The organism is Candidatus Binatota bacterium (assembly GCA_012960245.1).
In the GTDB taxonomy this organism is placed as follows: domain Bacteria; phylum Desulfobacterota; class Binatia; order UBA1149; family UBA1149; genus UBA1149.
In genome coordinates this window covers 18400-44547 of record DUBO01000038.1, presented here as the reverse complement: position 1 = coordinate 44547, position 26148 = coordinate 18400, and the positions used below count along the sequence as shown (strand labels likewise).

At 65.1% G+C, this 26148-nt stretch carries 22 protein-coding genes; 13 read left to right on the top strand and 9 right to left on the bottom strand.

What is annotated here, in order from left to right; translation table 11 throughout:
• Positions 1–119: 119 nt before the first annotated feature.
• The 3 genes from EYQ35_06355 to EYQ35_06345 are packed head-to-tail and all read left to right on the top strand — an operon-like array spanning position 120 to position 1861.
• On the top strand, positions 120–332 hold the full coding sequence (locus EYQ35_06355) for a hypothetical protein (GenBank protein HIF63755.1): 213 nt from the start codon (positions 120–122) through the stop codon (positions 330–332).
• A gap of 18 nt (positions 333–350) precedes the next feature.
• Positions 351–1475 carry a phospholipase gene (locus EYQ35_06350; protein ID HIF63754.1) on the top strand — a complete coding sequence of 375 codons (1125 nt, stop codon included), beginning with the start codon at positions 351–353 and terminating at the stop codon, positions 1473–1475.
• Positions 1472–1861, top strand: a complete 390-nt coding sequence (locus tag EYQ35_06345) for an MAPEG family protein (GenBank protein ID HIF63753.1) — start codon at positions 1472–1474, stop codon at positions 1859–1861. Before EYQ35_06350 ends, EYQ35_06345 begins: the two co-directional genes overlap by 4 nt.
• Before the next feature lie 38 nt (positions 1862–1899).
• On the opposite strand, the gene EYQ35_06340 is transcribed toward EYQ35_06345, so the two are convergent.
• Both EYQ35_06340 and EYQ35_06335 read right to left on the bottom strand, forming a co-directional pair.
• Entirely contained in the window at positions 1900–2277 is a 378-nt protein-coding gene (locus tag EYQ35_06340; protein ID HIF63752.1) for a hypothetical protein, read from the bottom strand.
• Between the two features lie 29 nt (positions 2278–2306).
• The gene (locus EYQ35_06335) at positions 2307–3584 is read right to left on the bottom strand and encodes a cytochrome P450 (GenBank protein HIF63751.1); all 1278 of its coding nucleotides are present in this window, start codon (positions 3582–3584) and stop codon (positions 2307–2309) included.
• Between the two features lie 141 nt (positions 3585–3725).
• Here EYQ35_06335 and EYQ35_06330 point away from each other — a divergent pair, with 141 nt between their 5' ends.
• Positions 3726–4829: a hypothetical protein gene (locus EYQ35_06330; GenBank protein ID HIF63750.1), complete on the top strand. Its 1104-nt coding sequence runs from the start codon at positions 3726–3728 to the stop codon at positions 4827–4829.
• A 6-nt stretch (positions 4830–4835) separates the two neighbouring features.
• On the opposite strand, the gene EYQ35_06325 is transcribed toward EYQ35_06330, so the two are convergent.
• Complete coding sequence (locus tag EYQ35_06325) at positions 4836–6032, bottom strand: hypothetical protein (GenBank protein HIF63749.1); 1197 nt, start codon at positions 6030–6032, stop codon at positions 4836–4838.
• Entirely contained in the window at positions 6032–6319 is a 288-nt protein-coding gene (locus EYQ35_06320) for a metal-sensitive transcriptional regulator (GenBank protein HIF63748.1), read from the bottom strand. The genes EYQ35_06325 and EYQ35_06320 overlap by 1 nt, the downstream gene beginning before the upstream one ends.
• Positions 6320–6581: 262 nt before the next feature.
• On the opposite strand from EYQ35_06320, the gene EYQ35_06315 reads away from it, so the two are divergent.
• From EYQ35_06315 to EYQ35_06305, 3 genes are read left to right on the top strand one after another with little or no spacing between them, the layout of a single operon-like run.
• Positions 6582–9383, top strand: a complete 2802-nt coding sequence (locus tag EYQ35_06315; protein ID HIF63747.1) for an exo-alpha-sialidase — start codon at positions 6582–6584, stop codon at positions 9381–9383.
• 59 nt (positions 9384–9442) lie between these two features.
• Positions 9443–11020, top strand: a complete 1578-nt coding sequence (locus EYQ35_06310) for a propionyl-CoA carboxylase (GenBank protein ID HIF63746.1) — start codon at positions 9443–9445, stop codon at positions 11018–11020.
• 49 nt (positions 11021–11069) lie between these two features.
• The gene (locus EYQ35_06305; GenBank protein HIF63745.1) at positions 11070–12047 is read left to right on the top strand and encodes a TIGR03560 family F420-dependent LLM class oxidoreductase; all 978 of its coding nucleotides are present in this window, start codon (positions 11070–11072) and stop codon (positions 12045–12047) included.
• Between the two features lie 54 nt (positions 12048–12101).
• Here the strand turns inward: EYQ35_06305 and EYQ35_06300 are convergent, their stop codons facing one another.
• Complete coding sequence (locus EYQ35_06300; GenBank protein HIF63744.1) at positions 12102–16058, bottom strand: hypothetical protein; 3957 nt, start codon at positions 16056–16058, stop codon at positions 12102–12104.
• A 432-nt stretch (positions 16059–16490) separates the two neighbouring features.
• Between EYQ35_06300 and EYQ35_06295 the strand changes: the two genes are divergently transcribed.
• Both EYQ35_06295 and EYQ35_06290 read left to right on the top strand, forming a co-directional pair.
• The gene (locus EYQ35_06295) at positions 16491–17342 is read left to right on the top strand and encodes an SDR family NAD(P)-dependent oxidoreductase (protein ID HIF63743.1); all 852 of its coding nucleotides are present in this window, start codon (positions 16491–16493) and stop codon (positions 17340–17342) included.
• Positions 17339–18007: an SAM-dependent methyltransferase gene (locus tag EYQ35_06290; GenBank protein ID HIF63742.1), complete on the top strand. Its 669-nt coding sequence runs from the start codon at positions 17339–17341 to the stop codon at positions 18005–18007. The genes EYQ35_06295 and EYQ35_06290 overlap by 4 nt, the downstream gene beginning before the upstream one ends.
• Positions 18008–18038: 31 nt before the next feature.
• Here the strand turns inward: EYQ35_06290 and EYQ35_06285 are convergent, their stop codons facing one another.
• The 4 genes from EYQ35_06285 to EYQ35_06270 all read right to left on the bottom strand — a co-directional run bounded on the left by EYQ35_06285 (position 18039) and on the right by EYQ35_06270 (position 22344).
• Positions 18039–20264: a DUF3604 domain-containing protein gene (locus tag EYQ35_06285; protein ID HIF63741.1), complete on the bottom strand. Its 2226-nt coding sequence runs from the start codon at positions 20262–20264 to the stop codon at positions 18039–18041.
• 96 nt (positions 20265–20360) lie between these two features.
• Positions 20361–20651, bottom strand: coding sequence for a 4Fe-4S dicluster domain-containing protein (locus tag EYQ35_06280; protein ID HIF63740.1), 291 nt, complete (start codon positions 20649–20651; stop codon positions 20361–20363).
• An 11-nt stretch (positions 20652–20662) separates the two neighbouring features.
• Positions 20663–21166, bottom strand: a complete 504-nt coding sequence (locus EYQ35_06275; GenBank protein ID HIF63739.1) for a hypothetical protein — start codon at positions 21164–21166, stop codon at positions 20663–20665.
• Entirely contained in the window at positions 21154–22344 is a 1191-nt protein-coding gene (locus EYQ35_06270) for a ferritin-like domain-containing protein (GenBank protein HIF63738.1), read from the bottom strand. Before EYQ35_06270 ends, EYQ35_06275 begins: the two co-directional genes overlap by 13 nt.
• A 100-nt stretch (positions 22345–22444) precedes the next feature.
• Here EYQ35_06270 and EYQ35_06265 point away from each other — a divergent pair, with 100 nt between their 5' ends.
• From EYQ35_06265 to EYQ35_06250, 4 genes are all read left to right on the top strand, one after another.
• Complete coding sequence (locus tag EYQ35_06265; GenBank protein ID HIF63737.1) at positions 22445–23074, top strand: TetR/AcrR family transcriptional regulator; 630 nt, start codon at positions 22445–22447, stop codon at positions 23072–23074.
• Positions 23075–23101: 27 nt separating this feature from the next.
• Complete coding sequence (locus tag EYQ35_06260; protein ID HIF63736.1) at positions 23102–23920, top strand: SDR family oxidoreductase; 819 nt, start codon at positions 23102–23104, stop codon at positions 23918–23920.
• A 76-nt stretch (positions 23921–23996) separates the two neighbouring features.
• Entirely contained in the window at positions 23997–25178 is a 1182-nt protein-coding gene (locus EYQ35_06255) for an alpha/beta hydrolase (GenBank protein ID HIF63735.1), read from the top strand.
• A gap of 99 nt (positions 25179–25277) precedes the next feature.
• Positions 25278–26144 carry a gluconolaconase gene (locus tag EYQ35_06250; GenBank protein HIF63734.1) on the top strand — a complete coding sequence of 289 codons (867 nt, stop codon included), beginning with the start codon at positions 25278–25280 and terminating at the stop codon, positions 26142–26144.
• Positions 26145–26148: the final 4 nt, after the last annotated feature.

Here is a 26148-nt window from a genome sequence, read left to right as displayed (position 1 = left end):
TGTTTTCACGGGTGGCGTGACTGTCTTTCTGCCTGATGTGCGCGGCTGATACGAGGCATTTGCCGTTGCGTTTTGGTCGGCAGCGAGCAGCGCGGCTGCAGGCGCGCTACAATGGCCCGATGAACAATGTCATCAACGGTCGCCGTGCCAGCTGGATGTGGGTCGCCCTGCTGCTGGGTTGTTTCATGAGCACCGGCTGCCTGCTGACCAAGATCGTTTCGGTGCCGCTGCGGGTCGCCGGTGCGGTGGTTTCCATAGTCCCGATCGCGGGCAACCAGGCCCACGACGCCATCGACGCCACGGCCGACACCCTCGACGAACTGCCGTTCTGATTGCCGCGGGGTACGTAAGTGGCTGATGATTACGAAGCGGTGATGGCGGCTGCGGTGGGCCCGCTGCTGGCCACTCTCGACGGCTTCGAACAGGTGCAGCGCCGCCTCCATCCGCCCGAGCTGCCCGCCCTGCGTGCAGCCATGAAACCGGTGGGACAGCGCCTCGCCTCGGGGCTGGACGGTATTGCAGCTGCCAGCCCGCCCGAGGCCTTGCGCGGCTTCAATGACCAGCTGTTGGCCGGTGGCCGATCGCTGGCCGAGGCCTTCGATCTTTTCTGCTCAGAGGCGTCGGCCGAGCAGGGCATCATGCAGGTGCTCGCGTCGATGGGTGCCTTCACCCGTTCGCTCGAACAACTCTACCCACTGCGCACCTTCCCGCCGCTCGGGCGATTCTTTGTCGAACAGGAGTTTCACGATCGCCTCGACGAGCTTGATCCCGAGCCGCGCGAGGGTGTGGCCACGGGCGTGCACCTGGGCGGTGACGCCAACGATCGCAAGGCACGCGGTGGCTTCGCGCTCTACGTTCCCGAGTGGTGGGACGGCAGCGCCGAGATGCCGCTCGTGGTAGCCCTGCACGGAGGCTCGGGCGACGGGCGCGGTTTCATGTGGAGCTGGCTGAGGGAGGCCCGCGGCCGTGGTTTTTTTCTGCTCGCTCCTACCGCCCAGGGCTCGACCTGGTCGATGATGGGCGAAGACATCGACGGCCCGGCCCTGCGGGCCATGGTAGAGCTGGTCGCCGAGCGCTGGCCGGTAAAGCGCTCGAGCATCCTGCTCACCGGCCTGTCCGACGGCGCGACATACTCGCTGCTCACCGGCCTTGCCGAAGATTCACCTTTTACTGCGTTTGCTCCGATGTCGGGGGTACTGCACCCCGGAAACCTCGAGCGAGGCAACATGCAGCGCGCCGCGGGCAGGCGTATTTATCTCGTGCACGGCGCCCTGGACTGGATGTTCCCGGTGGAAACAGCGCGTTGGGCCGCCGGGCAGCTCCGGGAAGCCGGCGCGGATCTTGTATACCGGGAGATAGACGGTCTGTCGCATACCTATGCCCGTGACGAGAACGACCGTATACTGAGTTGGTTCGATGCTTCGCTGGCCCTGCCCGGCGACGGCGAGAAGAACAAGGGAGGAAACGAAACATGACTACCGATCTATTGATGCTGGTTTACTGTTGCACCCTGGCGCTGCTTAGCCCCGCGTTGTACCTGGCCGGACGTTTCGGAGCGGCTGGTGGCATGGAGTGGCTGATGGGCAATCGCGACAGCGCGCTCGAAGTGCCTGAGTGGACCGATCGTGCGGTACGCGCTCACTACAACCTCATCGAGAGCCTGGTGCCGTTTGCCGCTCTCGTGCTGGTTGCCCACACGGCGGGCCTTGCCAACGAGACCACGGCCCTGGGGGCCACGGTGTTTTTCTGGGCCCGCGTTCTTTACGTGCCCGTGTATACGGCCGGCCTTCAGCCCTGGCGCACGCTGGTCTGGTTCGTGGGCCTGGGCGGTCAGCTCGTCATACTCGGACAGCTGATCTGAGCTGGCAGCTTTTCTGCTGGCGCGGGCCGCCGTTCGGCTCAGCTACGCCAGGCCAGCAGCTGCAGCATCGGTTGGCCGGTGAAGCGCTGGGTGCCGAAGACGTAAACGAGACCGATTACTCCGTCGAAGACCACCAGGGCGTACAGACCGGGATGGGCCAGGCCCGCGGGCACCGCGTATATAACCGAGGCGACGGCGGTCAGTCGCACAAGGCCCTGCCAGACGATTACCGGGGCGCGCGCGGCGATGTCTTTTGACGCCCACACGAGGCAGGCGGCGGCCATCATCAGGAACATGCCCAGGGTCATGTTGGCCACGAAGTGGTCGGGGGCGGGGGCGGCCAGCGCGCCTCCCCAGGTGGCCAGTCCCACCAGGTAGTCCAGGGCTCCGGTAATAAGAACAAATTTCTGCAACATGCTTGTCTCCCCTTTTCTGTGCGCGGGACTCAGCCCTCGCTGGCCTCGGCGTCAAACTCAACCTGCATCTTTTTCAACCCGGTAACGAAGTGGGACACCAGCGGTCGTGCTTCACCCACCAGGCGCGGGTTGCGCAGGCGCGGAATGATTTCTTCGAACATCACCGAGAGTTCCAAGCGCGCGAGGTATGCCCCGATGCAGTAGTGGTGGCCTATGCCGAAAGTGCGGTGTTCTCCTCTCAGGTCGTGCATCCGCTCGGCGCGGGTCACGTCAAAATGATCGGAGTCGTCACCGAATACCGCTTCGTCGCGGTTGGCCACCGGGTAGAACATTTTCACTATGTCGCCCTCCTTAATTTCCATGTCGCCCAGCGTGAGGTCCTTGGTGGCGGTGCGCTGCATGAAATTAAATGGAGGGTGAAATCGAAGAATCTCTTCAACCGCGCCGGGGATCAGCGAAGGGTCGTCGACGAGTTTCTGCAGCTGGTCGGGGTATTCCATCAACAGTCGCATGCCCTGGCCCGTGGCCGTGCGCGTGGTTTCAACACCCCCGGCGATGAGTATGAGACAGAAGCAGCAGAATTCGAACTCGTCCAGCGCCTCGCCTTCCACCGCGCCGGTCAGCAACGCGTCGAGCACGGTGCCCTTTTTAGGGTTGGCCTTGTGTTCGGTCGCCAGCCCCATCGCGACCTCGAAGATCCGCGCCGCCGCGAGTTGGCCGTCCACCGAGCTTACGTTGAGCTCGGGGTCGTCCATGCCGAGCATGGTAGTGACCAGCTCCGAGAACTCCTGCCGTCCCTCGGTGGGCATTTCCATCAACTCGCAGATGACGAACAGCGGCATTTCCGATGCGACCTCGGACACGAACTCGCAACTTCCACGCGGCGCAACCTTGTCGACTATCTCGCGAGCTCTCTCTCTCATCATCGGTTCGAGCTTGTCGATGGCCCTGATCTTGAACGCGTTGCTTACAACTTTGCGATACTGGTTGTGCTCAGGCGGGTCCATGTTGATGATCAAGCGGCGCACTATATCGCTGACCCCGGGGTCCTGGTCGCCCGGGAGGGGGTGGGAACCGTTGGTCGCCGACGAGAACAGCTCCGGGTGCTTGGAAATATAATCGATCTCCTCGCGGCCGGTGATCGCCCAGAACTTGTCGCCGTGCTCGGTTTTATCCTGCAGTGCGACGGGGCACTCTCGTCTCATGGCGGCCAGGTCTTCGTGTGGAAGCCCCTGGCTCATGAGCTCTGGGTTCATCAGGTCTAACTGGTGGGGGCACGAGGCCCCACGCGGAATGTTATCGGCCATGTTATTGGTTTTCCTGGTTACCAGGCCCGTGTCTGCACATAGTAAAGTTCGCCGCTAGCCCAGAGACCGTAATGCAGTGACACGGTTTCGTCCAGCAGCGGGGCTTGGCATGGGTGCTACCGGGGGGCACTGTGGCTGGCGATGTCGACTACTGGCCACCTGGACTTACCTGTGATCGACCGGGCAACACCGGCCTCCGTTCCGGCGGGGTGCAGGGCACTGGGAGAGGGCGATCTGCCCCTGCTACTGGGGCCCGCCGGCGTGGACTCCGGGCCGGGGCTGGTTTCCTGGCTACTGCGCAACAGCGACTGGGTGCAGGCGAGGCTGGTCGAACACGGGGCGCTGCTGTTTCGCGATTTCAACATCACCGACGCTGTCGGCTTCGAGGCCGTGGCCCGCGCTGTCGCGCCCCGGCTGGGCAAAGAGTACCTCGGCACCTCGCCCCGCGAGCCGCTGCAGGGCAGCGATTACATTTTTTCTGCCAGCGAGTTGCCCGCCCACTTTCCCATAGCCCAGCACGCCGAGATGACCTTCGTGGCCAATCCTCCCGGGAAACTGTTTTTCTGTTGCTTCGAGCAACCGGGTGAAGACAGCGGCGAAACACCGGTGACCGACCTGCGCAGGGTGTGGCGCGAACTCGACGAGGATTTAAAGGCGCGACTGGTCGAAGGAGGCCTGCGCATCGTGCGCAACTACTGCGGTCCCGGCGTGAAGTCCCGTAGCCCGTTTCAGCTCAAGGGCTGGGACGAGATGTTCGGCACCACCGACCGCGTGGCCGTGGAAACCAAGTGTCGCGAGCAGGGGTTTGATGTCACCTGGCTTGACGACAACGGCCTGCGCCTGGTGAGTACCCAGGCGATCAGCAGGGACCATCCTGAAACGGGCGAGGCTGCGTGGCACAATCACCTGCAGGTGTTTCACTTGTCGTCTGCCGCCGGCGAGTACCGGCGTATTTTCAGGATGCGGCCAACCTTGCGAAACTTCGCGGTGTGGCAGTTCGCGAAACTGCTGACCCTGCTGCAACGCTTTACCCGCAGCAGCGAGGAGCAGGCCATGCACTGTACCCGGCTTGACGGCAGCGAGATCCCGAACCGCGACGTGGCGGCAGTATTCGACGCCATCTGGCGCAATATGAAGGTGACGTCCTGGCATCGCGGCGACGTGCTGGTGATAGACAACCATTCCACCTCGCATGGCAGGCTACCCTACTCGGGGCCTCGCGAGATCGCCGTGGCCTGGTCCTGACGGCAGTCAGTCACCCGTGGCCGGCAGGGGGGTGTAGCCGGCCTCGCTTATCGCTTCGCGGACCTTTTGCTCGTCGACATCGCCCCATACGCTGGCGCCGCCCGGCTCGAGCACGACGACCGCCGATTTGACGCCCGGTGTCGCCAGCAGCGCTGTCTCCAGTCGCGTGCGGCAGTTGTTGCAGGTCATGCCTTCGACGGTCAGCTCGAGGTCGGCCGTCCTGCGCGAGGTCATGGCCCGGGTAAGCGCCGTGCGCAGTTCGCCCACGGCAAAGCACGCGAGCACTCCCGTGAGCAGCAACGCCGAGCCCAGTTCCCACCAGGCCGGCCCGTTGCCGTGGTGGGGCAGGGCAGCGGCTCCCACGGGCAGCAGCGAGTCGAACAGCAGGCCGGCTGCAATGGATCCGACAACGATGGTGCCCAGGTACACGGCCAGCGTGCGGCCACCCAGCGCCCGGTAGACGGCACCGATGGTGGCCACGTTGGTGGCCGGGCCAGCCATGAGAAATACCAGCGCGCTGCCCGCGGGCAGGCCACCGGCAACCAGGGCCGCGGCTATGGGCACCGAGCCGGTCGCGCACACGTACAGCGGCACCGACACGGCCAGCACCGCCAGCATAGAGGCCATGCTGCCCAGCCCGGCCAGTGAGCCCGGCGGTACCCAGGTCGAGATTGCGGCCGACGCCAGCACGCCCACGGCGATCCAGCGCCATATGGTGCGCAGGATACTGATCGAGTGTGACGCCATTCCCCGCAGGCTGCGCTCGGCCTGTTCGTCGGGCGACTGTTGTTCGTCGCCTTGTACGGCTCCCGGCGAAACCGCGCCCGCCAGGTAACCGCCGGCTATGCCCGTGACCGCGGCCGCCGCTATCTTGAACAGGGCAAAGGGCCAGCCGAGGAACGACGCGCTCACCAGGGCCGAGTCAACACCGGTCTGCGGCGTGCTTATCAGGAATCCAACCGTGGCACCGCGACCGGCGCCGTCGCGACGTAACCCCAGCGCGGCGGGGATGACTCCGCAGGAACAAAGCGGCAGCGGCACGCCCAGCGCGACGGCCTTGAGAACGCCCAGCCGCCCGCCCAGCTCGCGGTGTACGAAGCCGGCCGGGAGCGCGACGTGCAGCAGACCGGCCACGACGGCGCCCAGCAGCAGCCAGGGTGCCAGCGAGAGCATCACGCCCCAGGCTTCGGCCAGGAAAACCATCAGCGCGCCCCTATGCGGCTGTAGCGCGAGAACACTTCCATCAGCTCGTCTACCTTGGCCGCGCGGTCGTCGGCGCTGCCGCTTTCAAACGCGTGGCTGACGCAGGTCTCGATGTGGTTCGACAGTATCATCTCGCCCGCGCGCCCGAGCGCGCCCTGGGCGGCCGCGACCTGGGTGAGCACGTCCACGCAGTAGGTGTCCTGCTCCACCATGCGCCGCAGGGCCGCCACCTGCCCCTCGGCCCGGTTGAGCCGGGTCAGAACCTTCTTGCGGGTCTCATCGTCCATGCCGGGAATATACCCCCGGGGGGTATATATGTCAAGGGGGATGGGGGTGCCGGCAAGGGCCGCCTGGCGGGTGCCTGAACGGCTACCCCCCGGTTGCGCCAACAGTGTTTTCGTCTCCCAGCAGGCGTACGCGGGCAATAAGCGCCTGTAACCCGTTACCGGCGTCGTTGGCATTGCCGTACGGGTAAAAGTTTATTAGCGTGCCCGGACACTCCCGTCCCCGCGCTGGGCCGCGGCCGATGGGTAAAGGGGGCCTTACGGCATGGATTCAGACGTGGTTTCAATTTCAAGGTTGGAGACTGTCCGGAGCGTTGTGAGCGTAGCGGCTTTAACGGTGGCGGTGCTGGCGATGCTGGTACTGTCGGCCGCACCGGTGGGAGCCGCCGGCATGAAGTTCGGAGATGCGGCGCCGCTTAACAGCTACGCTGCTGTTGATTTTCATGGTGGGTATAGCAGTTCTAACGGGGACAGGGTCCCCGAGCTGACAACCGACGGCGCCGGCAACTGGGTGGCGGTGTGGAGGAGTGAATACGGCACCGGCGGCATAGGTGGTGATTGGGACATCCTGTTCGCGCGCTCGACCGACAACGGCGCGACCTGGAGCGCGGCCGCACCGCTTAACAGCTACGCAACAGTTAACACTGACTGGAATTGGAACCCAATCAACAACGGCGGGGGGGTCCCGGTGACAACCGACAGCGCCGGCAACTGGGTGGCGGTGTGGACCAGTGGGTACCCGACTACTGATCCTGCCATCATGTTCGCGCGCTCGACCGACAACGGCGCGACCTGGAGCGCCGCTGCGCCGCTTCACAGCCCAAGTACTGGTGACGGTACTATTGACTGGTCCCCCCAGCTGACAACCGACAGCGCCGGCAACTGGGTGGCGGTGTGGTGGAGTCGCTACGGTAATGATTCTGACATCCTGTTCGTGCGCTCGACCGACAACGGCGCGACCTGGAGCGCTGCGGCGCCGCTTAACAGCTACGCTGCTGTTGATTCTCCTGGGTGGGATGGTGATTCTGACTTATTCCCCCAGCTGACAACCGACAGCGCTGACAACTGGGTGGCGGTGTGGTGGAGTCGCTACGACACGGGCGGCATCGGTAGTGATTATGACATCCTGTTCGCGCGCTCGACCGACAACGGCGCGACCTGGAGCGCTGCGGCGCCGCTTAACAGCTACGCTGCTGTTGATCCTGGTGGTGACTATGATGACCTGCCCCCCCAGCTGACAACCGACAGCGCCGGTAACTGGGTAGCGGTGTGGGGGAGTAAATACGACACGGGCGGCATCGGTGATGATTATGACATCCTGTTCGCGCGCTCGACCGACAACGGCGCGACCTGGAGCGCGGCGGCGCCGCTTAACAGCTATGCTGCTGTTGATTCTGATTCTTCGGATTTTTCTAGTCTTTGGAATTACTCCTACCCCCAGCTGACAACCGACAGCGCCGGCAACTGGGTGGCGGTGTGGGAGAGTTCCTACGATACGGGCGGCATCGGTGATGATCCTGACATCCTGTTCGCGCGCTCGACCGACAACGGTGCGACCTGGAGCGCTGCGGCGCCGCTCAACAGCCACGCTGCTGTTGATTCTGTCTGGGACTTCGTCCCCCAGCTGACAAGCGACAGCGCCGGCAACTGGGTGGCGGTGTGGGCGAGTGAATACGACACGGGCGGCATCGACAATGACTGGGACATCCTGTTCGCGCGCGGGGCGATCTGCGGCGACGGCATGGTCGGCCCGGGCGAAGACTGTGATCCGCCGTTCAGCGAGGGGGGTAGTCCCTTTTGCTTCGACGATTGCACCTCGGCGTTCGAATTTCCGGAGGGCGCCCCGGGCTGCATTGCCGCCATGAACAAGGCGGCGTTCAAGCTGGCCAAGGTCCAGGAAAAAGAGAATGCCTCCTGCGTCAAGGATGCCGGTCGCGGGCGCGAGGCCAGCGTGGCCGAGTGTGTTCGGGCCGATCGCAGGGGCAAGGTGGCAAAGGCTATCGCCAAGCTGGAAAAGGTGGACACGACGAAGTGCGAAGTCTTCGCGCTCAATCCGGCGCCCCCCTATGGCTACGTGGCGGCGGCCGACGCCGCGGCCGAGGTGCTCGACCACGAGGTAGGAACGCTCGTTGACCTGCTGGGTGACGACGCCGACGCAGCGATTATCGCGGATGACATTGACCGGGACGGCGCTCGCTGCCAGGCGGTCGTATTCAAGGCCATGGGCGGGGTAATGAAATCGGGCCTGGGGAGCTTTGCGTACTGGAAGAAGAAAGGCCTGCTCGAAGTGCCGGAGTTGCCGGTACTTCCCGGTCCGCTGGTCGAAGGCTTCGAGGCGATCAAGACTGACGCTCGCGGCAAACTGGCGCGGTCGGTCGCCAAGGTAGAGAAGGCGGTGTTAAAGAAGTGCGCGACGGTGGATCTCGGGCTGGCGTTTCCCGGTGAGTGCGCACTCGCTGACCGCTCTGTCGCGCCGGCGGCGTTCGTGGACTGTGTCCAAAGGGTCGCACTTGCGCGCATGGCGCGGCTGATCAACGGCGTTGACAACCTGGAGTATGACTGCGACCAGTTCGACAACGACGTGACGGACGGTAGCTGCTGGCCGTGGAAGCTGTTGCCCTGCGTCGTGGCGTCGTCGCCTGCCTGCGCGGGCACCTGCCCGTATCCTCAGCTCTGTGAGCAGTCGGGTGTAGTGACTGCCGCCCTGTGCGAGTGCGTTGACCCGCCGGGGGATCCCTGCGAGTCGCTGGCCGGACCCACCTGTGACGGGTGGTGTAGCACCCCCGGCCAGGTCTGCGAGTACAGCGCCGGACTGCAGGAGTGCGAGTGCGTTGACCCGCCCGAGGACCCCTGCGAGTCGCTGGCCGGACCCACCTGCAACGGGGTGTGCATTAATCCCGGCCAGGTCTGCGAGTACAGCGCCGGGCTGCAGGAGTGCGAGTGCGTTGATCCACCCGAGGACCCCTGCGAGTCGCTTGGCGGACCCACCTGCAACGGGGTGTGCGCCGATCCCGCCCAGGTCTGTACCGTCGATCCCACCGGCGCACCGGGCTGCCTGTGCCTGTAGAAAGAGGTGGGTAAATGACGCGGCCTTTCATCACGGCCGGGGTTTGCTAAAACCAGTCCGTGGGCTGGGACAAGGAAACCGAGGGGATACGGGCGCGCCGCGAGGCCGCGCTGGCCATGGGCGGCGCCGAGGCCGTTGAGCGTCAGCACGGCAAGGGCCGCCTGACGGTGCGCGAGCGCATTGACGTGCTGGTCGACGAGGGGAGCTTCGCCGAGCAGGGCCCGATGGCCGGTCACTCCGAGATCGACGACGAGGGACGCCTGGTCGAATTCACGCCGGGCAACTACGTGCTGGGCATGGCGCGCCTGGACGGTCGGCCCTGCGTGGTAGGGGGCGAGGATTTCACGCTCAAGGGCGGGTCGCCCACGCCGGCCGGCCTGCGCAAGAGCGTCTACGCCGAGCAACTGGCCGTGCAGTACCGGGTGCCCCTGGTGCGCCTGCTCGAGGGCGGCGGCGGCAGCGTGGCCGGAACACGTGGCGGCAAGAACGCGGGCAAGGGTGGCGGCGGAGCCCACGCCGGCGATCCGGTTTACGTTACGCCCAGGTTCATGTCGTTTGCCGAGGCCATGGCGGCGGTGCCCGTGGTGTCGGTGGCACTGGGGCCGGTGGCGGGTTTCCCGGCTGCGCGCCTGGTGTCTTCTCACTTTTCCATAATGGTGCGCGATACATCCCAGGTGCTCATCGCCGGGCCGGCGGTTGTTGAGCGCGCGCTGGGCGAGAAGAAAACCAAGGAAGAACTCGGCGGTGCGGCCGTGCACATGCACAGCGGCGTGGTCGACAACCTGGCCGACGACGAAGCGGGTGCGCTGGCGCAGGTAAGGCGCTTTCTTTCCTACCTGCCCACCAACGTCTGGGAGCCGGCGCCCCGGGTGGCCTGCGACGACGATCCATCCCGGGCCGAAAGCGAACTCAACTCGATCATCCCGCGCGACCGTCGCAAGGCCTTCGACATCAGGCGGGTGTTGGAACTGGTATTTGACGCGGGCAGTTTCTTCGAGATGTCGGCCGGCTACGGGCCTTCGCAGGTCACCGGCCTGGCGCGACTGGACGGGCAGGCGGTGGGCGTGTGGGCCAACGACTGCCGCTTCTGGGCTGGCGCGATGGACGCCGACGGGGCGCAGAAGGCCAGGCGTTTCATTGACCTCTGTGACAGCTTTCACCTGCCCATCATCAGCCTGGTCGACGAGCCCGGTTTCATGATAGGCACCGGTGCCGAGGCGGCCGGCACCATCCGCTACGGCGCGCAGACCATATTTGCGGCCAACCAGTCATCGGTGCCCTGGGCGGCGGTTCACCTGCGCAAGGCCTTCGGCGTGGCCGCCGCGGCCCATTTCGGCCCGGACTCGTACGTGCTGGCCTGGCCCTCGGCCGAGAGCGGCGCGCTGCCCGTCGAGGGTGGCGTGGCGGTGGCCTTCGGACGCGAGATAGCCGCCGCCGATGATCCCGACGCCCTTCGCAGCGAGCTCGAGGAACAGTTCGCCGCCTCGCGCACGCCGTTTCCGCGCGCCGAGTCCTTCGGTGTGCACGATCTCATCGAGCCCGCCGAAACCCGCGAGCGCCTGTGCCGCTGGGTGGAGTGGATACAGCCGCGCCTGGCCACGCTGGTGGGGCCCACCAGTCATACGGTTCGCCCTTGAAGCGGGCCGCCTGATTGCCAGAGCGGGGGCGCTCGCCTAACTAACCGTCATGGCCGTTGAATATGGAACGTTCGTGCCGCAGGGCTGGCGCATGGAGATGCAGCATCTCCAGGGCGGCGAGTCCCAGTGGAATGCCTTGACCGCGAGTGCGCGCGCGCTTGAAGACGCTGGCTACGACTCGTTGTGGTTGTACGACCACTTTCACACCGTGCCGCGCCCGGCCATGGAGCCAACCTTCGAGTGCTGGAGTACGATGGCCGCTCTCTCGCAGGTGACAAGCCGAGTGCGCTTGGGACAGTTGGTGACCTGCAGCGCCTACCGTAACCCGGCTTACCTCGCCAAGCTCGCCAGCTGCGTGGACGTGATGAGCGGCGGCAGGGTCGACCTGGGTTTAGGCGCCGGCTGGAAAACCGAGGAGTTCGAGGCCTACGAGTACCCGTTTGCCGGCATACGCGAGCGGCTCGACCGCATGGAGGATACGGCGCGCATCTGCCGGGCGATGTTCGCAGACGAGAAAGCCACCGTGGAGGGTGTGCACCACCGGGTGACCGACGCCATAAACGAGCCAAAGCCGCTGCAGGCCGGGGGGCCCCCGATATGGATAGGCACGCAGGGCGAAAAAGTCGGCCTGCGCATGGTGGCCGAAGTGGCCGACGGCTGGAACCATAACCGCGGGCCCGACGAGTACGAGCGCAAGCGCGAGATCCTTGCAGGGCACTGTCGCGACCGCGGCCGCGACCCCGACAGCGTGCGCATATCGGTGGAGAACACCTGCGTGATCTACGAGAGCGAAGCCGAGCTACGTGATTTTGCCGCACGCTGGTGGCCGCACTACAACGAAAAACAACTCACCAAGTTCCTGGCCAATTGCTGGACGGGCCGGGCCGAAGACATCGCGGCCGAGATAAGGTTTTTTACCGAGCGGGGCGCGTCGCTGGTGATCTGCTGGTTCCAGGACCTCTGCGACGCCGGCGGTGAGGATTCGCAGGCACGCCGATTTATGCGCGAGGTAGTGCCGCTGGTCTGAACGACCCGCGGCCGTAGCCGCGTCGGCCTGGTTTCGGCCGGCGCGGCTGCAGGCTCACTCGCTGCTGTAACAGGTAAACTTGAGCGTGTCCTTGTCCTTGGTTGCGCGCAGGGTTTCCGAGGCTACGGTTTCTACGCCGGCCTTGAGCTTGCCCTTGGCCTTGGAGCGTCCGTTGAGCGGCACCTCGAGTTGGAATGTATTGGTGCAGGCGTCGCCGTTGTCGTAGCCGAGACCCGAGAAGGTCACCTCGTTGAGCCTGCGGCCACCGATCGTTGCCTCCACGTCGAGCTCCATCACCGCGGCCAGCAGCGCCTCGGCCGCCTCGGCCTCGTGCAGCTTGCGACTGTTGGGCCGGGGTTTCTTGAGTTGGAACAGGTCGGTCGCTGTCGGGGTGCAGACCGGGTCGAGGGTCTTCTTGTCGAACAGGCGACTGTCGTCGACGTTCAGGCAAAGGCCGATTTCGAAGATACACACCCCGTTGGCTTCGCCGTCCTTGTCGCAATTGGCGTCACCATCGGTGCAGTCCTGCTTGTAGTTGAGCAGGCCTCTCCTGTCGTACTTGTCCTCGGTGTTGAAAGGATTGACCACGCTCCACTCGAGGTGACAGTCGGTCTTCTCGCTGCCCTTGCCTGGTATAAGGTCGCCGGAAAGTTCTCCGAAGTAGTACTCGGAGAAGTTGCAGGTCTGCCAGGGCCAGGAGTTGCCGGCCGTGTCGCAGCAGTTGGCCACGCTGGCTTCGTCGACCCCGGGCGCGTCCGTGCAGTCTGCTACTGCCGCGGCGGGCCCGCAGGTGCCCACGTTCTGGTGTTCGGCGTCGCCGCATTTCTGGACACTGCCGGGCGCCGAAGTCCCAAAGCCGGCGTAGTCAAAGTTCTTGCCCTCGCGGCGCAGCAGCAGGTTGTTTTCAGCCATGCTCCCGCCACCGTTGCAGGGGGCAAAAGCACCGCAGTCGGCGTTGTCGTCGCAGGTCAGCGACGCGTCGAGATCACAGGTCCCGAGGTCAACCGTGCCATCGTTATCGGCGTCGTCCCAGCAGAATCCCAGCGTGATGGGCACGAGGAATGACTGTCCGTGCGGCAGTATTATGTACTTGTGAACTGACGATCCACCGGCCTTCTTCAGCTTGATCGGGTCGCCGCCTATCAGCGGGTTGGTCGAAGCGTTGAGCCCTGTGGACACAGAGATACTGGTGTCGGCCGCCAGGGCGCCGGCAGGGATGGTTACGCTTAGACAGCCACCGAGGCTGAAGCTGCCTCCTGCGGCCCCGATGCTCTCGCCGCCCGACAGGCCGGCGTCGCACTTCGAGTTGTCGTTGTTGGCCGGGCAGGCGTCGCATACATCGCCACCGTCACAGCAGCCCGCTTCGTTGGCGCCCAGGGGAGCCGAGCAGTCTATGCCACCGAAGCCGGTGTCGGTGCCTCCAGGGGGACAGTCACTGTTGAGCTGGTCCGGGTTGTACTCGGCGGCGCAGTTGTCATCGGGACCACAGATCAGGTCGCCGTCGGCGTCGGTGTCGTCGCAGCTATCGGCGGCCTCGTCACAGCTGAAGCACACGCCCAGCCCTGAACAGGGGTCACCGGCGCCGGTGCAGACCGCGGCCTGGCAGGTCTCAATGCCCGTGCAGTAAAGCCCGTCGTCCGAGCAGGCCGTTCCGTTGGCCAGGGCCGGATGCGCGCAGGCGCCCGCGCCGTCGCACTCGTCGTCGGTGCACTCGTTGCCGTCATCGATGCAGGCGGTGCCAGCGCTCACGTCGCAGCTGTTGGCCGCCTCGTCGCAACTGTCGGCGCACTCGGCGCCACCCGCGCAGGGGTCGCCGGCGCTGGTGCAGGACGCGGCCTGGCAGGTCTCGGTGCCCGTGCAGTAAAGCCCGTCGTCCGAGCAGGCCGTTCCGTTGGCTACGGCCGAATGCGCGCAGGCGCCCGCTCCGTCGCACTGGTCGTCGGTGCATTCGTTGCCGTCGTTCGTGCAGGCTGTTCCCGCACTCACGTCACAGCTGTTGGCCGCCTCGTCGCAACTGTCGGCGCACTCGGCGCCACCGACGCAGGGGTCGCCATCGCTGGTGCAGGCTCCAGCCTGGCAGGATTCTGAACCAGTACAGTAAAGTCCGTCGTCGGTGCAGACAGTGTCGTTGGCCACGGCCGGATGCGCGCAGGCGCCCGTGCCGTCGCACGCGTCGTCGGTGCATTCGTTGCCGTCGCTGGTGCAGGCTGTATTCACCGCCACCGCGCAGCTGTTAGCTGCTTCGTCGCAACTGTCGTCGCATTCGGCGCCACCCGCGCAGGGGTCGCCGGCGCTGGTGCAGACCGCCGCCTGGCAGGTCTCGGTGCCAGTGCAGTAAAGTCCGTCGTCGGTGCAGGCAGTACCGTTGGCCACCGGCGTGAACACGCAGGCGCCCAGCGCGCAGGAGTCCGAGGTGCACTCGTTGGCGTCATTGCACACCAGGGTCAGGCAGGGGTCGGGGGCGGGTTCTTTTATTACGTGCGTGCTGCCGTTGGGGTCGCCTATGCCCGAGCCGCCAACCGAGAGATCGAGGGCGCCGTCGTCATCGAGGTCGCCGAGGTCTACGCCCCAGCCGAGATTACCGTCGTTGACCTTGCCGTACCAGACCACGGGTGCGGTGGATATGGACGTGGTCAGGGCGCCGTAGTTTCCGCCCGTCAGCGCAAAGACGCCGCCGTTCTGGACCATTCCGCCTCCGGAATACAAGGGCGCGCCAATGTAGAGTTCGAGCTTACCGTCACCGTCGTAGTCGGCGGCGGCCAGGTCTGTGCCGAGGCGATCAAACGCCGCGTCGCCGTCTCCTATGCAACTGTCGGCGCTGGAATAAGGCGAGGGAAAGTCCACCGGGTAGACCGCGGGCGAAGCCGCTATGGGTCCGTACTTGATGTACACGCGCGATTCCACCGCCACGCCGTCGCTGGGAGACCCGACCACGAGGTCGTCGATGCCGTCGGCATTGACGTCGGCCACGTCAATGCCCTGGCCGAACCAGGCGTCGTCTTTCTTCATGTCGATGCAGGCCGAAGCGACGCAGGAGCAGGAGCCGCCACAGGCCGGCGCGCCGTCCATGATGCTCAAGGGCTGGGAGACGGGATTGTTGATGGGGCCGTTGGCGCAGAAGTTGAACTCGACCACGGCCGCGGTTCCAAGCAGGTACACGCGTCCAGCGCGGGCGAATCCGTGGCGGTGTATGGGTGCGCCGACCACGAGGTCGACCAGTCCGTCGTTGTCTATATCGCCGGCTGCCGGGTAGCCGAACATTTCCAGTTGCGCGCCACCGCTCATTATCGAGTAGCCGTTGCCCCCGGTGTACAGGCGCCAGTTATCGGCAAATATTTCCTGTCCCCACACAAGTCCCGCCGACTTGTGCAGCACGTGGATGGCACCGCCATCAACCTTTACTCCACCCGCGAGGCCGGCCACCGGATCGGCCAGTGGGTCACCGATGATGAGGTCGTTCTGCCCGTCGCAGTCGATGTCGGCAATCTCAAGGCCCAGGCCAAAACCGCCGCTGCCCGTCAAGGCCGTGGGTGCGTTGATGCGGAAGGCGTTGGGCGCGACGGCGCCGGCTTTGCAAAGCACGCTCACGTCTTCGGGCGCTGCTCCCATGGCGATGGGCCCGCGTACAAGGCACACGTGGTCGCTGCCGGGCACGCCTATGGCGATGTCGTCAAAGCCGTCAGCGTCAAGATCGCCCACGGCCACGCCGCGGCCCGAATCGGTGGCCAGCGCGCCACCGCCCAGGTAATCGTGGCCGCTCACGGCCTGGGCCGAGACCTCGGCCGGTACCGCCTGGGCCTGCTGGGCTGTCAGCGTGATGGCAAGCACTGCCAGCGCGAGCAAAGAAAAACCCCGCACTGCGACGCAAGCGGCGCCTGGGCCCATGGGATCGCTGCGGTAAATCGATGAATGGTATTCAGTGGTCATGTTATCTGTCCCCCCGGCAGGGGCCCCTGTAAGGCTCCCGCCGCTGTATTCTTTTCCTTTAACGTTGCAATCGCTGTGCCGCATCCGACACAAGCGCCGCGAGGCGCTACTACCCGCCGGGCGTCCATGCTCCGGCACTGTAGCCGCTAAGCTGGGTTTTCACCTGCCGTAGCATCCGGCTGCTTGCTGCCAAGCCTGGTTTGCAGTGGGCCGTGGGAGGGCCGGCTGGAGATCCTCCCGCTTCGGCCCCCGTAGACCCCGCTCATTGTCCAGTTGAGCGGCAGCAACCGGCACCTGTCAACGGGCGCCAGCTCGTGGAGGGGGATCTGGCGGCCAGCGGGTGGCAAAGGGACTTCTTTTCGTTGAAGAGCAAGGCGTCGGCTGTGTATCAGCCGCATGGCCCCGACCCCTGCATAAGGGGGTGAAGTGTCGCGGTTGCAGGGCCACGGCTGAGCGTATACCCAATGGGCGAGCAGCCGCAGCGCAACGGTTGCCACCGACAGAGAGGCTTACAGGATGAACTACAGGGGAAAGGTTGCGGTGGTCACGGGTGCTTCGTCGGGCATAGGCTACCAGGCGGCCCTGGCACTGGCCGAGCGTGGTTGCACCGTGGTGGGTGTTGCGCGCCGGCAGGCCGAGCTCGAGGAACTCACCAGCCGCTGCCAACGGCACGCGTCGGATTCCACCTTCATGGTCGGCGATCTCGGTGAGCGCGCCTTCGCCGAGCACGTGGTAAACGACAGCGCTCGTCGCTTCGGTCGGCTCGACATCCTGGTCAACAACGCGGGCATCCCCATTCACAAACATATCTACGATGTTACGCCCGAAGACGTGGAGATGGTGATGCGGGTTAACTTCATGTCGAGCGTGTGGACCACGCTGGCGGCTATTCCCCACATGCTGTTGCTGGGCGAGGCGTGGATAGTAAACGTGTCTTCGTTTGCCGCCCAGGTCGCGCCGCCGCGCGAGACTGCCTACACGGCTTCAAAGGCGGCAATGGATGGTTTTACCGAGGGGCTATGGACCGACCTGGCGGGGTCGGGCATCCACGCGGGACTGGTCATACCGGGGCCCATCGATACCGAGATCTGGGACAAGGACGAAAGTCACAGTGCCTACAGCGGCAACCTGCACCCGCCGTCAATAGTGGTGGATGCCATCCTCGGGTGCATTGAGAACAAGCTGCGCGAGGTGGTCGCTCCGCGCTACAGTCCGCAGCTGCTCGCCGCCCGCTGGATGAGGTTTCTCCTCCCGTCACTCATGCTCAAGGGCATGAGCTGGATGGAGCCGGTCCCCGAAGACGTCGTGGAGAGCGCCCGCGCCGCGGCCCGGCGAAAGCGCGACGGTGAAGGGGGGGGCATGGGATGAGCCTTCTGCCGACGCCGCTCAGCGAGGGACTGTACGAATACCTGTGCGCACATCGCAGCGGGCACGACTCCGGGCACCGCTCGCTGCTCGAAGAGCTGGCCGAGGAGACCCTGGCCATGGGCGACATCTCGATGATGCAGATAGCGCCCGACCAGGGAGCCCTGTTGACCATGCTCGTGCGCTTGATGGGTGCCCGCAAGGCAGTCGAAGTGGGTACCTTTACCGGCTACAGCGCGATCTGTATCGCCAGTGGGCTCGCGCCGGGGGGCAGCCTGCTCTGTTGCGACGTGAGCGAGGAATGGACCTCGATGGCCCGTCGCTACTTCACGCGCGCCGGGTTGGACGACACCATAGAGCTGTGTATCGCGCCTGCCGCCGAAACCCTGCGCGCATTGCCCGAAGAAGCCGACATTGACTTTGCCTTCATCGATGCCGACAAGACCGGCTACCGCGACTACTACGAGCAGTTGTTGCCGCGCATGCGCGCGGGAGGGTTGATCGTGTTCGACAACGTGCTGTGGCTGGGGCAGGTGGCGCGCGAAAAGGACCAGACCGAAGACACGGTAGCAATCCGCGAACTGAACGATGCCGTGGTCGCCGACCCGCGCGTTGAAGCAGTGATGATAAGCGTGGCCGACGGCCTGCTGCTGGCGCGCAAGCTCTGACCGCCGGCCTCGCTTTCAGCTACTCCCGCTCTCAGCTGCCCGCCGGCGTCAGGAATATCGGCGACGACCAGGCGCGGTGGGCGGCCGGCTCCAGGCAGTCGTCGTCGTAGTCGGTGCGGTAGTCGCCGTAGCAGGGGTCGGGCTTGCAGTCGCCCTGCTCGTCAAATTCGCACCGCGATCCGCCGGCGTTCACCGTGGGCGTGGGCTCTTCGATGGCGCGCGCGTAGTAGAGCGCCTCGCGGCCGCTGCCCAGGAACTCGGGGTCGTCGAACTCTACCGTGCAGCCGTCGGCGTCGGCCGGGCAGTCAAAACTGCGCCAGGGGTCGTCGATGAGGTCGGCCACGTCCTCGTCGGGCGATTCCTGCGGCCTGATGCGCACCACGTCTATGCGGGTTATCTGCCGGCGTTTTTCGCCCGGGTTGTAGCACTCGCCACGGCAGAGGTAGGCCAGTCGCTCGGGTGACAGGGCCGACAGTGATTCTTCGGGGCAGCCCTCGGTCTGCTCAAAGCTACCGGCTGCGCGCACGCGCAGGCGCGGGTTGTTGGCCAGCTCGAGTTCACTGCCCATGGGCAGCACCTCGCCGTCGGGGCCGTTGAGGAGGTCAAACCAGAGCAGTATGCGCGGGCCGCTGGTGCCGTAGATCTCGCGGCGTGCCATCGAGTCCCATATCGCTCCGCGATCACGCGCCGGGGAGTGCACGGCCACCAGGCCACCGGTCATGAAGAACGACGCCTGTCGTTCGAAGTCGACGATCTGCGTACGCATGGCGGCCGGGTCGCCCGGCGTGACCTGCTGGGAGCGGTCGCCTGCCGGGGCGAGGTAGCTGGGCATCAAGCGCTTGGCCCAGGTCTCGTCGCGGGCGCCGGCGGCCTCGGTGTTGGCCTGCCGGTCAAATTCCTTGAAGCCGGTACCGGGGCGGGCGGTGTGGTTGTCGCTCGACGCCATGAAGCCGAAGCGAAATCGTCGTGGCTCCTTGTCTTCGTCCTCGAAGTTCGAAATCGCCATGATGTACTGGGCCGAGCTGGCCGGGCGGTAACCCATCGAGGGTATGAAACAGTCGCTGCATTCGTCGCAGTTGCCCCACTCGACCAGCGGCGCCCACGGGATTGTCAGTCGTCCCGATGGGCTCGCGGCCAGGTAGTTGGCGCGGGCCTCGACTATCTTCTCGCGGCACTCGTCCGAATCCCGGTTATCGCAGAGATCGCCGATGATTTCGCCGGCGCGCCAGCAGCAGGCCTCGAAGCCGGGTTCGGGCGCTGGGCAGGCATCGGCTCCTTCCTGTTCGATATCAGCGGCTCGCCACGAGCGGTACTCTTCGCTGTTGCCGTGGCCCGAGAAGACCTCGATCAGGGTCTGCCGATCGGCGTCGTGCATGGTTCCGGACAGTTGCTTGTCCCAGCTCGAGCCGGGCGGCGAATACAGGCCCCAGGTGGTGCCGTGGGGAATAACAATGGACTCGTGTCCCCACTGCGCGAGTTTTTCGTAGAGCACGTCGGGTGAGACCGCTTCTTCGGAGCAGTCCGGTGGCAGCTCGCGCGTGTCTACGCCGTCAGCGCAGATGGGAGTCTCGCCGATTTCTTCCTGGAAGGTGTTGGCGTTGAGGTAGCGCTGGGCGTTGGGGAGGTCGGCGACGACCGGGAACCAACGCTGCAGAAAACTCTGCCGGGTGCGCATGCCTTGTCCGGCGAGGCCGCCCGCGTGTATGGGCCGGGTGGGGATCATGCCGTCGTCGAGGTCACGCAGGATGACGTTCTTGTGGCCGTAGTGCGTGTCGCGGGTGAAGCCTATCTGCGTCCACTCCCAGCCCAGGTAGGCCACCACGTCGGGGTTGTCGGGGTCACCGGCCAACTCGTTACACTGGCGAATGGTGTCGGTGGTTTCCTTCCAGCGCAGGGGCGTGATGGCCTCGGCGTGGTCGTTGATGCTCCAGAAGTCGAGGTTGGAGCAGTAGCGCGCAAAGTCGCAGGCGTCGGCCACCGGGTGCGCGCCTTCGCCCTGGAGGATGGGCAGGCTCATCATGAAAGCGTCGGCCGAAAAGGTGGAGTGTACGTGCAGGTCGCCGAACAGGATCTGCTTGTCTGTTGCACCGGCTTTCGCACGGTTGGCCAGGACATTGGCGGTCGCCGCCTGGCGGGCCGTCTTGTCGGCTGCCATGGAGTCGGGCTGGCCCGCGCCTTCTATGCTGCCCGGGCCCTCGTGTTGCCCGCAGGCGGTAAGCAACAGGACGCAGGCAATGGCTGTATAGAATTTGTTCATCGGCAAAGGTAACCCCCTGTGGTTTCGCGGAGCGCGATTTCGCGCAGCGTGAGCCTGCGGAATCTAGCCGTACCGCCGCGCTGAAAAAAGCGCGCGTTACAGCGGCTGGGGACGGGCTTCTGCCCAGGACTGGAGTTTATTGATCTGCTCGAGGTCGCCATCTTTGCTGGCTATGCCCTCGTTGCGGGCGTCGTGTATGCAGTCGACCGGGCACAGCGGCACGCAGAGGTCGCAGTCTATGCACTCCTCGACCACGATGGCGAAACGGCCCAGAAAATCGCCGGGAACCTCGTAGACCGCCTCCACCTTGCCCGGGCAGGCGTGATCGCAGGCGCCGCAACCAATGCAGGTGTCGTCTACGTAGTAGTGTCCGTGTCGGCGGGGCATGAGTAACAGGCTCAGGACGCGGGAAAGCTGGTCTCGAAGCTCGCCGAAGCGTTAAAAAACTCCTGCAGGCTCTGGTTGAAACGAAAGTACATGTCGCGTCGCAGGGGGTCGTCCGAGCTCAGGCGCAGGGGCGTGCCCATGTGGCTCAGGCGGTTGAGCGTCTGGTCGAGGGCAGGGCGACCTTCGCCCGCGGCGATGCTTTCTATCATCGCCTGCCAGGTCGCGAGATCGGCCTCCAGCGTGAAGTCGGCACGCGAGGCTTCGCTCGCGTCGACCACGCGCACGTCCACTGCTTCGAACTCATCAAAGCTCACCTGCACGGTCAGCGCTTCGGTACCGGTCACCGAGAAGCCGGCCACGCAATCCGTGTAGCCGAGTTTTTCCTGCCGCGCGCGGTTGTCGTTCATCATCGCGGCCAGGCGCTCGAACCACGCGAGCGAGGGGAACTCTATAGCGTTGGCCGTCCCGGCGGCAGCGCGGCCCTGTTGCTGCGGCTCGGGCATTACTGCAACCACGGTGCCTGGATCGGAATGCCGCAGCGCTCGCTGCGATCGAAGCCGGCGCGTTGGCAGCGACCGAGGTACTCCTCGATGAAGTCGCCCCACAGGGCACCGGCCTGCTCCAGCCCCTGCTCTATGCGGTCGAGCCCGCCTCCCAGGAGTATGGACAGCGGTTCCACCAGCGCGGCCTCGGTAAAGGCGGTGAGAATCACCATCTCCCCCACGTCGGCAAAACGGTGCATGTCTTCAAGCGCCGCGTCGCGATCGGGCACGTTGTCGAGGTGGTTCTTGAGTTCCATGACGCCGTAGCTCACGTGGCGGGCCTCATCCTGCAAGCAACGGCGAAAGATTTCCTTGTCCACGTGGGTCTTGGCTATCATTTCGCCCGAGCGGAATATGGACAGAACCAGGCCCTCGCCGAGCAGGTTCAGCAGGAAGGTACCCATGGTGTGCGATGGTGCTTCCATGATGGCCTTGAGCGCCCACTCGAATCCCGGCGAGGCATGCAGCAGGCCACCGCCGGCAATCGCGCGCTTGCGGAATACCTCCTGGTGGCGGGCCTCGTCCATCAACTGGGTGGCGAGAAAACTCTTGACCTCGAGAAAGTCCTGGGGAATGCGGTACAACCACTTGGCCGGGAAGTCACCGGCCACGAACTCGACTTCGGTCAGGAAGGTACACAACTGGCAGGTGGCCTTCTCGAGGTCATCGGGCAGGGGCTCGAGCTCGTCCCAGGGAATGTCGCGTGTGGCGTTCCACTGCCTGGCCTTGGCCTCTTCGTAGAGGGTGATGACGTTTTCGGCCCACAGCTCGTTGCGATCGACGACATCGTAAGCAGAGACCACGGGCATGCGGTCCGCGTAGGGCTCGCGTACCGAACCGCGCGGTGCAAAGTTGAGCCAGTCGGCCTTCTCGGGCATCTGCCCGTAAGGTTCGACCCGGTTCGTGTCGGTGTAGGTCATGCCGCGCGACGACGGTTTTGCCCGCCGGCCCCAGTTAGCCTTGTCGGTCTCCATCCAGTGCAGCGAGAATCTTCCGGCGTGAAGACGTTCGTGGTTTTCCTCCAGTATCTCGGCCCAGGTGTTCATCTGTTGGCCGAAGGCCAGCTCGTAAGACTCCAAGCTTTCTTCGGGCACGGCGTGTTCGGGGGGCAGGGGCTTGAGGTCAGTGGGACTGGCGGCTGGCTTGCTCATGGTGGCTCCTGTTTTTGCTCTCACGGGCAGCTTGCTGCCCGGGCGCTTCGCTTACAACGACTATTGACAAATCACTCAATAGTCGTCAGAGTGTACCCCACTGGAGCCCACCGTGTCAAGGATCGTGCAAAACAACGCAAAAAAACGCCGGCGATTGTCTCCCGAACAGCGCAGGAGAGAGCTCCTCGAGGCTGCCATAGCGGTGTTTGCTCGTTTGGGAGTGGGCCGCGCGGGCCACTCCCAGGTGGCCGAGCAGGCGGGTTGCGCGGTATCAACGGTGTTTGTTTATTTTCCCAGCCGCGAAAGCCTGGTGGAAGCGGTGGTCAGCGAGGTGGCCGATTTTCTCCTCGAGATGGCCGAGAGCGTTCACGGCCGCGGTGGCCCGGCACCGGAGGTCGTGCACCGTCACGCTCGGGCCTTCGTGGAAGGTGTCACTCGCCGTCCCGACGTGGCGCGCGTGTGGCTCGACTACAGCACCGCGGTGGGCGAGGACACCTGGCCGCGCTACCTCGAGCTACAGGAAGAGATCGTGGCCATCATGCGTGACACCATTGAGCGCGGGCAGGCCGAGGGCAGCGTCGCCGCCGACGTGGACGCAGACGACGACGCCAGGTTGGTGGTCGGCTCGGCCCACATGCTGGTTCAGATGAAGTTCGCCGGCCGGCCGGACGACCAGGTCGAGCACTTTCTCAACACGCTCGTCGGCGTGACTATGCGCCCGCCTGCGTAAGCTGCTCGATAGCCCCCACAAGGGAGCATGTATCATCGGCGCTTGCACTGGGCGCGGGGGGACTGGATGCTGGCCGCCATGCCGGCTCAGGGTAGTACTGCCGCTGAACTTGCCGGCCGCGTGGCGGTCGTCACCGGAGCCTCGCGCGGAATTGGCGAAGCCGTTGCCCGCTGTCTTGTTGATGCCGGCGCCAGGGTGGCCTTGCTGGCCCGCGGACGTGAGCGACTCGAGCGCGTCGCCGCCGAGCTGGGCGCGCAGGCGCTGGCCGTACCGACCGATGTTGCCGATGCTGACAGCGTGCGCGCTGCTTTTGTCACCGTGGCGCGCGAAATGGGCGGCCTCGACCTGCTGGTCAACAACGCTGCCATCGGCTGCCTGCACTCAATAGAAAACGCGTCGGACGAAGACCTGCGCGCAACCGTTTACACCAACCTGGGCGGCCCGCTGTTGTGCAGCCGTGAGGCTGTGCCGCTTATGAAAAAATCGGGTGGAGGGCAGATCGTCAACATAGGCTCGGAGGCGGTGCTCAATCCGTTTCCGTTGTTGTCGACTTACACCGCCACAAAGGCCGGACTCGAGTTGTTTACGCGTGGCCTGCGGGCCGAGTTGCGCGGTGACAACATCCGCGTGACCCTGCTCAGGTCGGGCGCCACCGACGGTGGTTTCATGGAAGACTGGGATCCGGCCGAGGCCGCGCGCGCGATCGAGCTGTGGGACGAGCAAGGCTACCTCGCCTTCGCCGGCGCTCCCATGCAGCCCTCGACCGTGGCCGAGTCGCTGTTGCACGCCGTCACCCGCCCGGCAGGCGCGAGCGTGGATACCGTTGAGCTGAGGTCTGCCGGCTGACCGCCGGCGGTCTGGGTGACGGTAACCGCACAGAAAGCTATTGACAGCAGTCCCCCTGCGGGTTTAGCTTAAGCAGTTGGGAAACTACCTGGACAACCTTGCCCTGTCTGCTCGGTCCGCCGTTAATACGCTCAGCGATACCTGGAAGGGATACCGCGAGAACGATATGCGCCTGCGGGTCCCGCGGCCCGGTCCGTCGCTGGGAGCTATGGCCGAAGCGGCGCTGGACAGGGGTTTTGCGTTGGCCGCCAACCTTGCGGCCGGGCGTAACCTTGAAGAACGAATCTCCAAGGGCTTCGCCCAGCTCGCCGACGCTGAGCAGTTGTTTGAGCGACGCGGTTGGTTGGCCGACCCGTCCAGCTACCACCGCGACCCGCCGCCGGTGGAAGAAGTATCGCTGGGGCGCGCCGTGTCTCAGCAGGGGCTCCGGCGGTTGCAGTACCAGCAGTTGAGTTACCCCAGCCTCTACGAGCCGTGGCCGAGCGAGCCGGGGCGCGAACGCTGGCAAGTCATAGAGCCCAACCGTCGTTTTCATGCTTACGTGCTTCGCTACCCTGGGCCGCCGCGCCCCTGGTTGGTGTGTGTACACGGCTTCGGCATGGGTGGGCCGCTGACCGCGTTTACCGGATTCAACGCGCGGAAACTTCACAGCGAGCTCGGCTTGAACCTCGCGTTTCCCGTCCTGCCGCTGCACGGTCCGCGCGCACCCGGCAGGACGAGCGGCCGTGAACTGCTGGCCGCCGACTTCATGACCATGGTCTACTGCTTCGCGCAGGCTGCCTGGGATCTGCGGCGACTGGTCGGTTGGCTCAAGAGCGAAGACGACCAACCGGTGGGCTTGTACGGATTGTCGTTGGGTTCACTCGCCGCTTCGCTCACCAGCGGACTGGAGCCGGCCGATTGCGTGATTGCGGGCATACCCGCCGTCGATTTCGCTGGCCTGGTGCGTGACAACGAGATCCCGATACCTGGTCGCAAGCCGCTCGCAAGCGAGCAGGGCTACCAGCTGCTAGCGCGGGTGACCAGCGTTATAAATCCGCTGAGCTTCGCCCCGCAGGTGGCCAGGGACAAGCGGTTTATTTTTGCGGGTCTCGCCGACCGCCTGGCCCGGCCTTACCAGGCCGACGCGTTGTGGCGGCACTGGGAGCGACCGCCGGTGCACTGGTTCGACGGTGCCCACGTTACTTACCTCATGAAGTCCAGCGTGCAACGCTTCGTTGAGTCGTCGCTGGCCACCGCCGGCTTTGTCTGGCACTGACGCCCCCGCTTTGGTCTCAGCTTTTGTTTCTTCTCCCCGACGCGTGTAGCGACGGTCACTGGCGCGTTGATTTTTCGTGGCGCGTCGCGGGGGCCTGCTATGAATTATAAAACCGAAACCCTGGTGTCCGGCCTGGCCTTTGGCGAGGGGCCGAGGTGGAAGGACGGCCGCCTCTACTATTCTGACATGCACCGTTGCGTGGTGGAGTCCGTGGACGAAAGCGGTTCTGTCGAACTGGTGTGCCGGGTGGAGCAGTCGCCCTCGGGCTTGGGCTGGTTACCCGACGACGGTGCGGCCGACGCGGGGCGCATGCTGGTGGTTTCCATGCGCGACCGTCGCTTGCTGCGCCTGGACCCCGACGGCCTGGTCGAGGTGGCCGACTTGTCGGGCCTGGCCACCTGGCACTGCAACGACATGGTGGTCGATGAGCAGGGGCGCGCTTATGTCGGAAACTTCGGCTCGGACATCTACGGTGACGATCCCACGCCCAGCGACGCGCTCTTGCTCATGGTCGAACGAGACGGTGCCGTCAGTGTAGCCGCCGACCAGATGAAATTTCCCAACGGTACCGTGATCACGCCCGACGGTAGTACCTTGATCATCTGCGAAACCTTTGCCGGCTGCTTGACGGCCTTCGACATAGCCGCCGATGGGTCGCTGTCGGGCCGGCGCAGCTGGGCCAAGCTCGAGGGCGTGGCCCCCGACGGGTGTTGCCTGGACGCCGAGGGCGCAATCTGGGTGGCCACGGTGTTCGGAAACCAGCTGTTGCGCGTGCACGAAGGGGGCCGCATCAGCGACCGCGTAGAGCTGGCCAGCGAATCGTTTGCCTGCATGCTGGGAGGTGAAGATGGTCGTAGCCTGTTCATCTGTGCGGCCACAACCTCGGAACCCGAAGAAGCGCTCGAGCAGCTGGGTGGCAGCATTGAGCTGGTGCGCGTGGAGGTGCCCCACGCGGGGCGGCCGTGAAACC

Excerpts from the sequence above, each read along its gene's own strand:
- EYQ35_06260 (HIF63736.1), top strand. The coding sequence starts at position 23,102 with ATGTATCATCGGCGCTTGCACTGGGCGCGGGGGGACTGGATGCTGGCC.
- EYQ35_06335 (HIF63751.1), bottom strand. The coding sequence starts at position 3,584 with ATGGCCGATAACATTCCGCGTGGGGCCTCGTGCCCCCACCAGTTAGAC.
- EYQ35_06270 (HIF63738.1), bottom strand. The coding sequence starts at position 22,344 with ATGAGCAAGCCAGCCGCCAGTCCCACTGACCTCAAGCCCCTGCCCCCC.
- EYQ35_06295 (HIF63743.1), top strand. The coding sequence starts at position 16,491 with ATGAACTACAGGGGAAAGGTTGCGGTGGTCACGGGTGCTTCGTCGGGC.
- EYQ35_06280 (HIF63740.1), bottom strand. The coding sequence starts at position 20,651 with ATGCCCCGCCGACACGGACACTACTACGTAGACGACACCTGCATTGGT.
- EYQ35_06300 (HIF63744.1), bottom strand. The coding sequence starts at position 16,058 with ATGCGGCACAGCGATTGCAACGTTAAAGGAAAAGAATACAGCGGCGGG.
- EYQ35_06345 (HIF63753.1), top strand. The coding sequence starts at position 1,472 with ATGACTACCGATCTATTGATGCTGGTTTACTGTTGCACCCTGGCGCTG.
- EYQ35_06305 (HIF63745.1), top strand. The coding sequence starts at position 11,070 with ATGGCCGTTGAATATGGAACGTTCGTGCCGCAGGGCTGGCGCATGGAG.
- EYQ35_06325 (HIF63749.1), bottom strand. The coding sequence starts at position 6,032 with ATGGTTTTCCTGGCCGAAGCCTGGGGCGTGATGCTCTCGCTGGCACCC.
- EYQ35_06330 (HIF63750.1), top strand. The coding sequence starts at position 3,726 with ATGTCGACTACTGGCCACCTGGACTTACCTGTGATCGACCGGGCAACA.
- EYQ35_06250 (HIF63734.1), top strand. The coding sequence starts at position 25,278 with ATGAATTATAAAACCGAAACCCTGGTGTCCGGCCTGGCCTTTGGCGAG.
- EYQ35_06355 (HIF63755.1), top strand. The coding sequence starts at position 120 with ATGAACAATGTCATCAACGGTCGCCGTGCCAGCTGGATGTGGGTCGCC.
- EYQ35_06340 (HIF63752.1), bottom strand. The coding sequence starts at position 2,277 with ATGTTGCAGAAATTTGTTCTTATTACCGGAGCCCTGGACTACCTGGTG.
- EYQ35_06285 (HIF63741.1), bottom strand. The coding sequence starts at position 20,264 with ATGAACAAATTCTATACAGCCATTGCCTGCGTCCTGTTGCTTACCGCC.
- EYQ35_06315 (HIF63747.1), top strand. The coding sequence starts at position 6,582 with ATGGATTCAGACGTGGTTTCAATTTCAAGGTTGGAGACTGTCCGGAGC.
- EYQ35_06320 (HIF63748.1), bottom strand. The coding sequence starts at position 6,319 with ATGGACGATGAGACCCGCAAGAAGGTTCTGACCCGGCTCAACCGGGCC.
- EYQ35_06290 (HIF63742.1), top strand. The coding sequence starts at position 17,339 with ATGAGCCTTCTGCCGACGCCGCTCAGCGAGGGACTGTACGAATACCTG.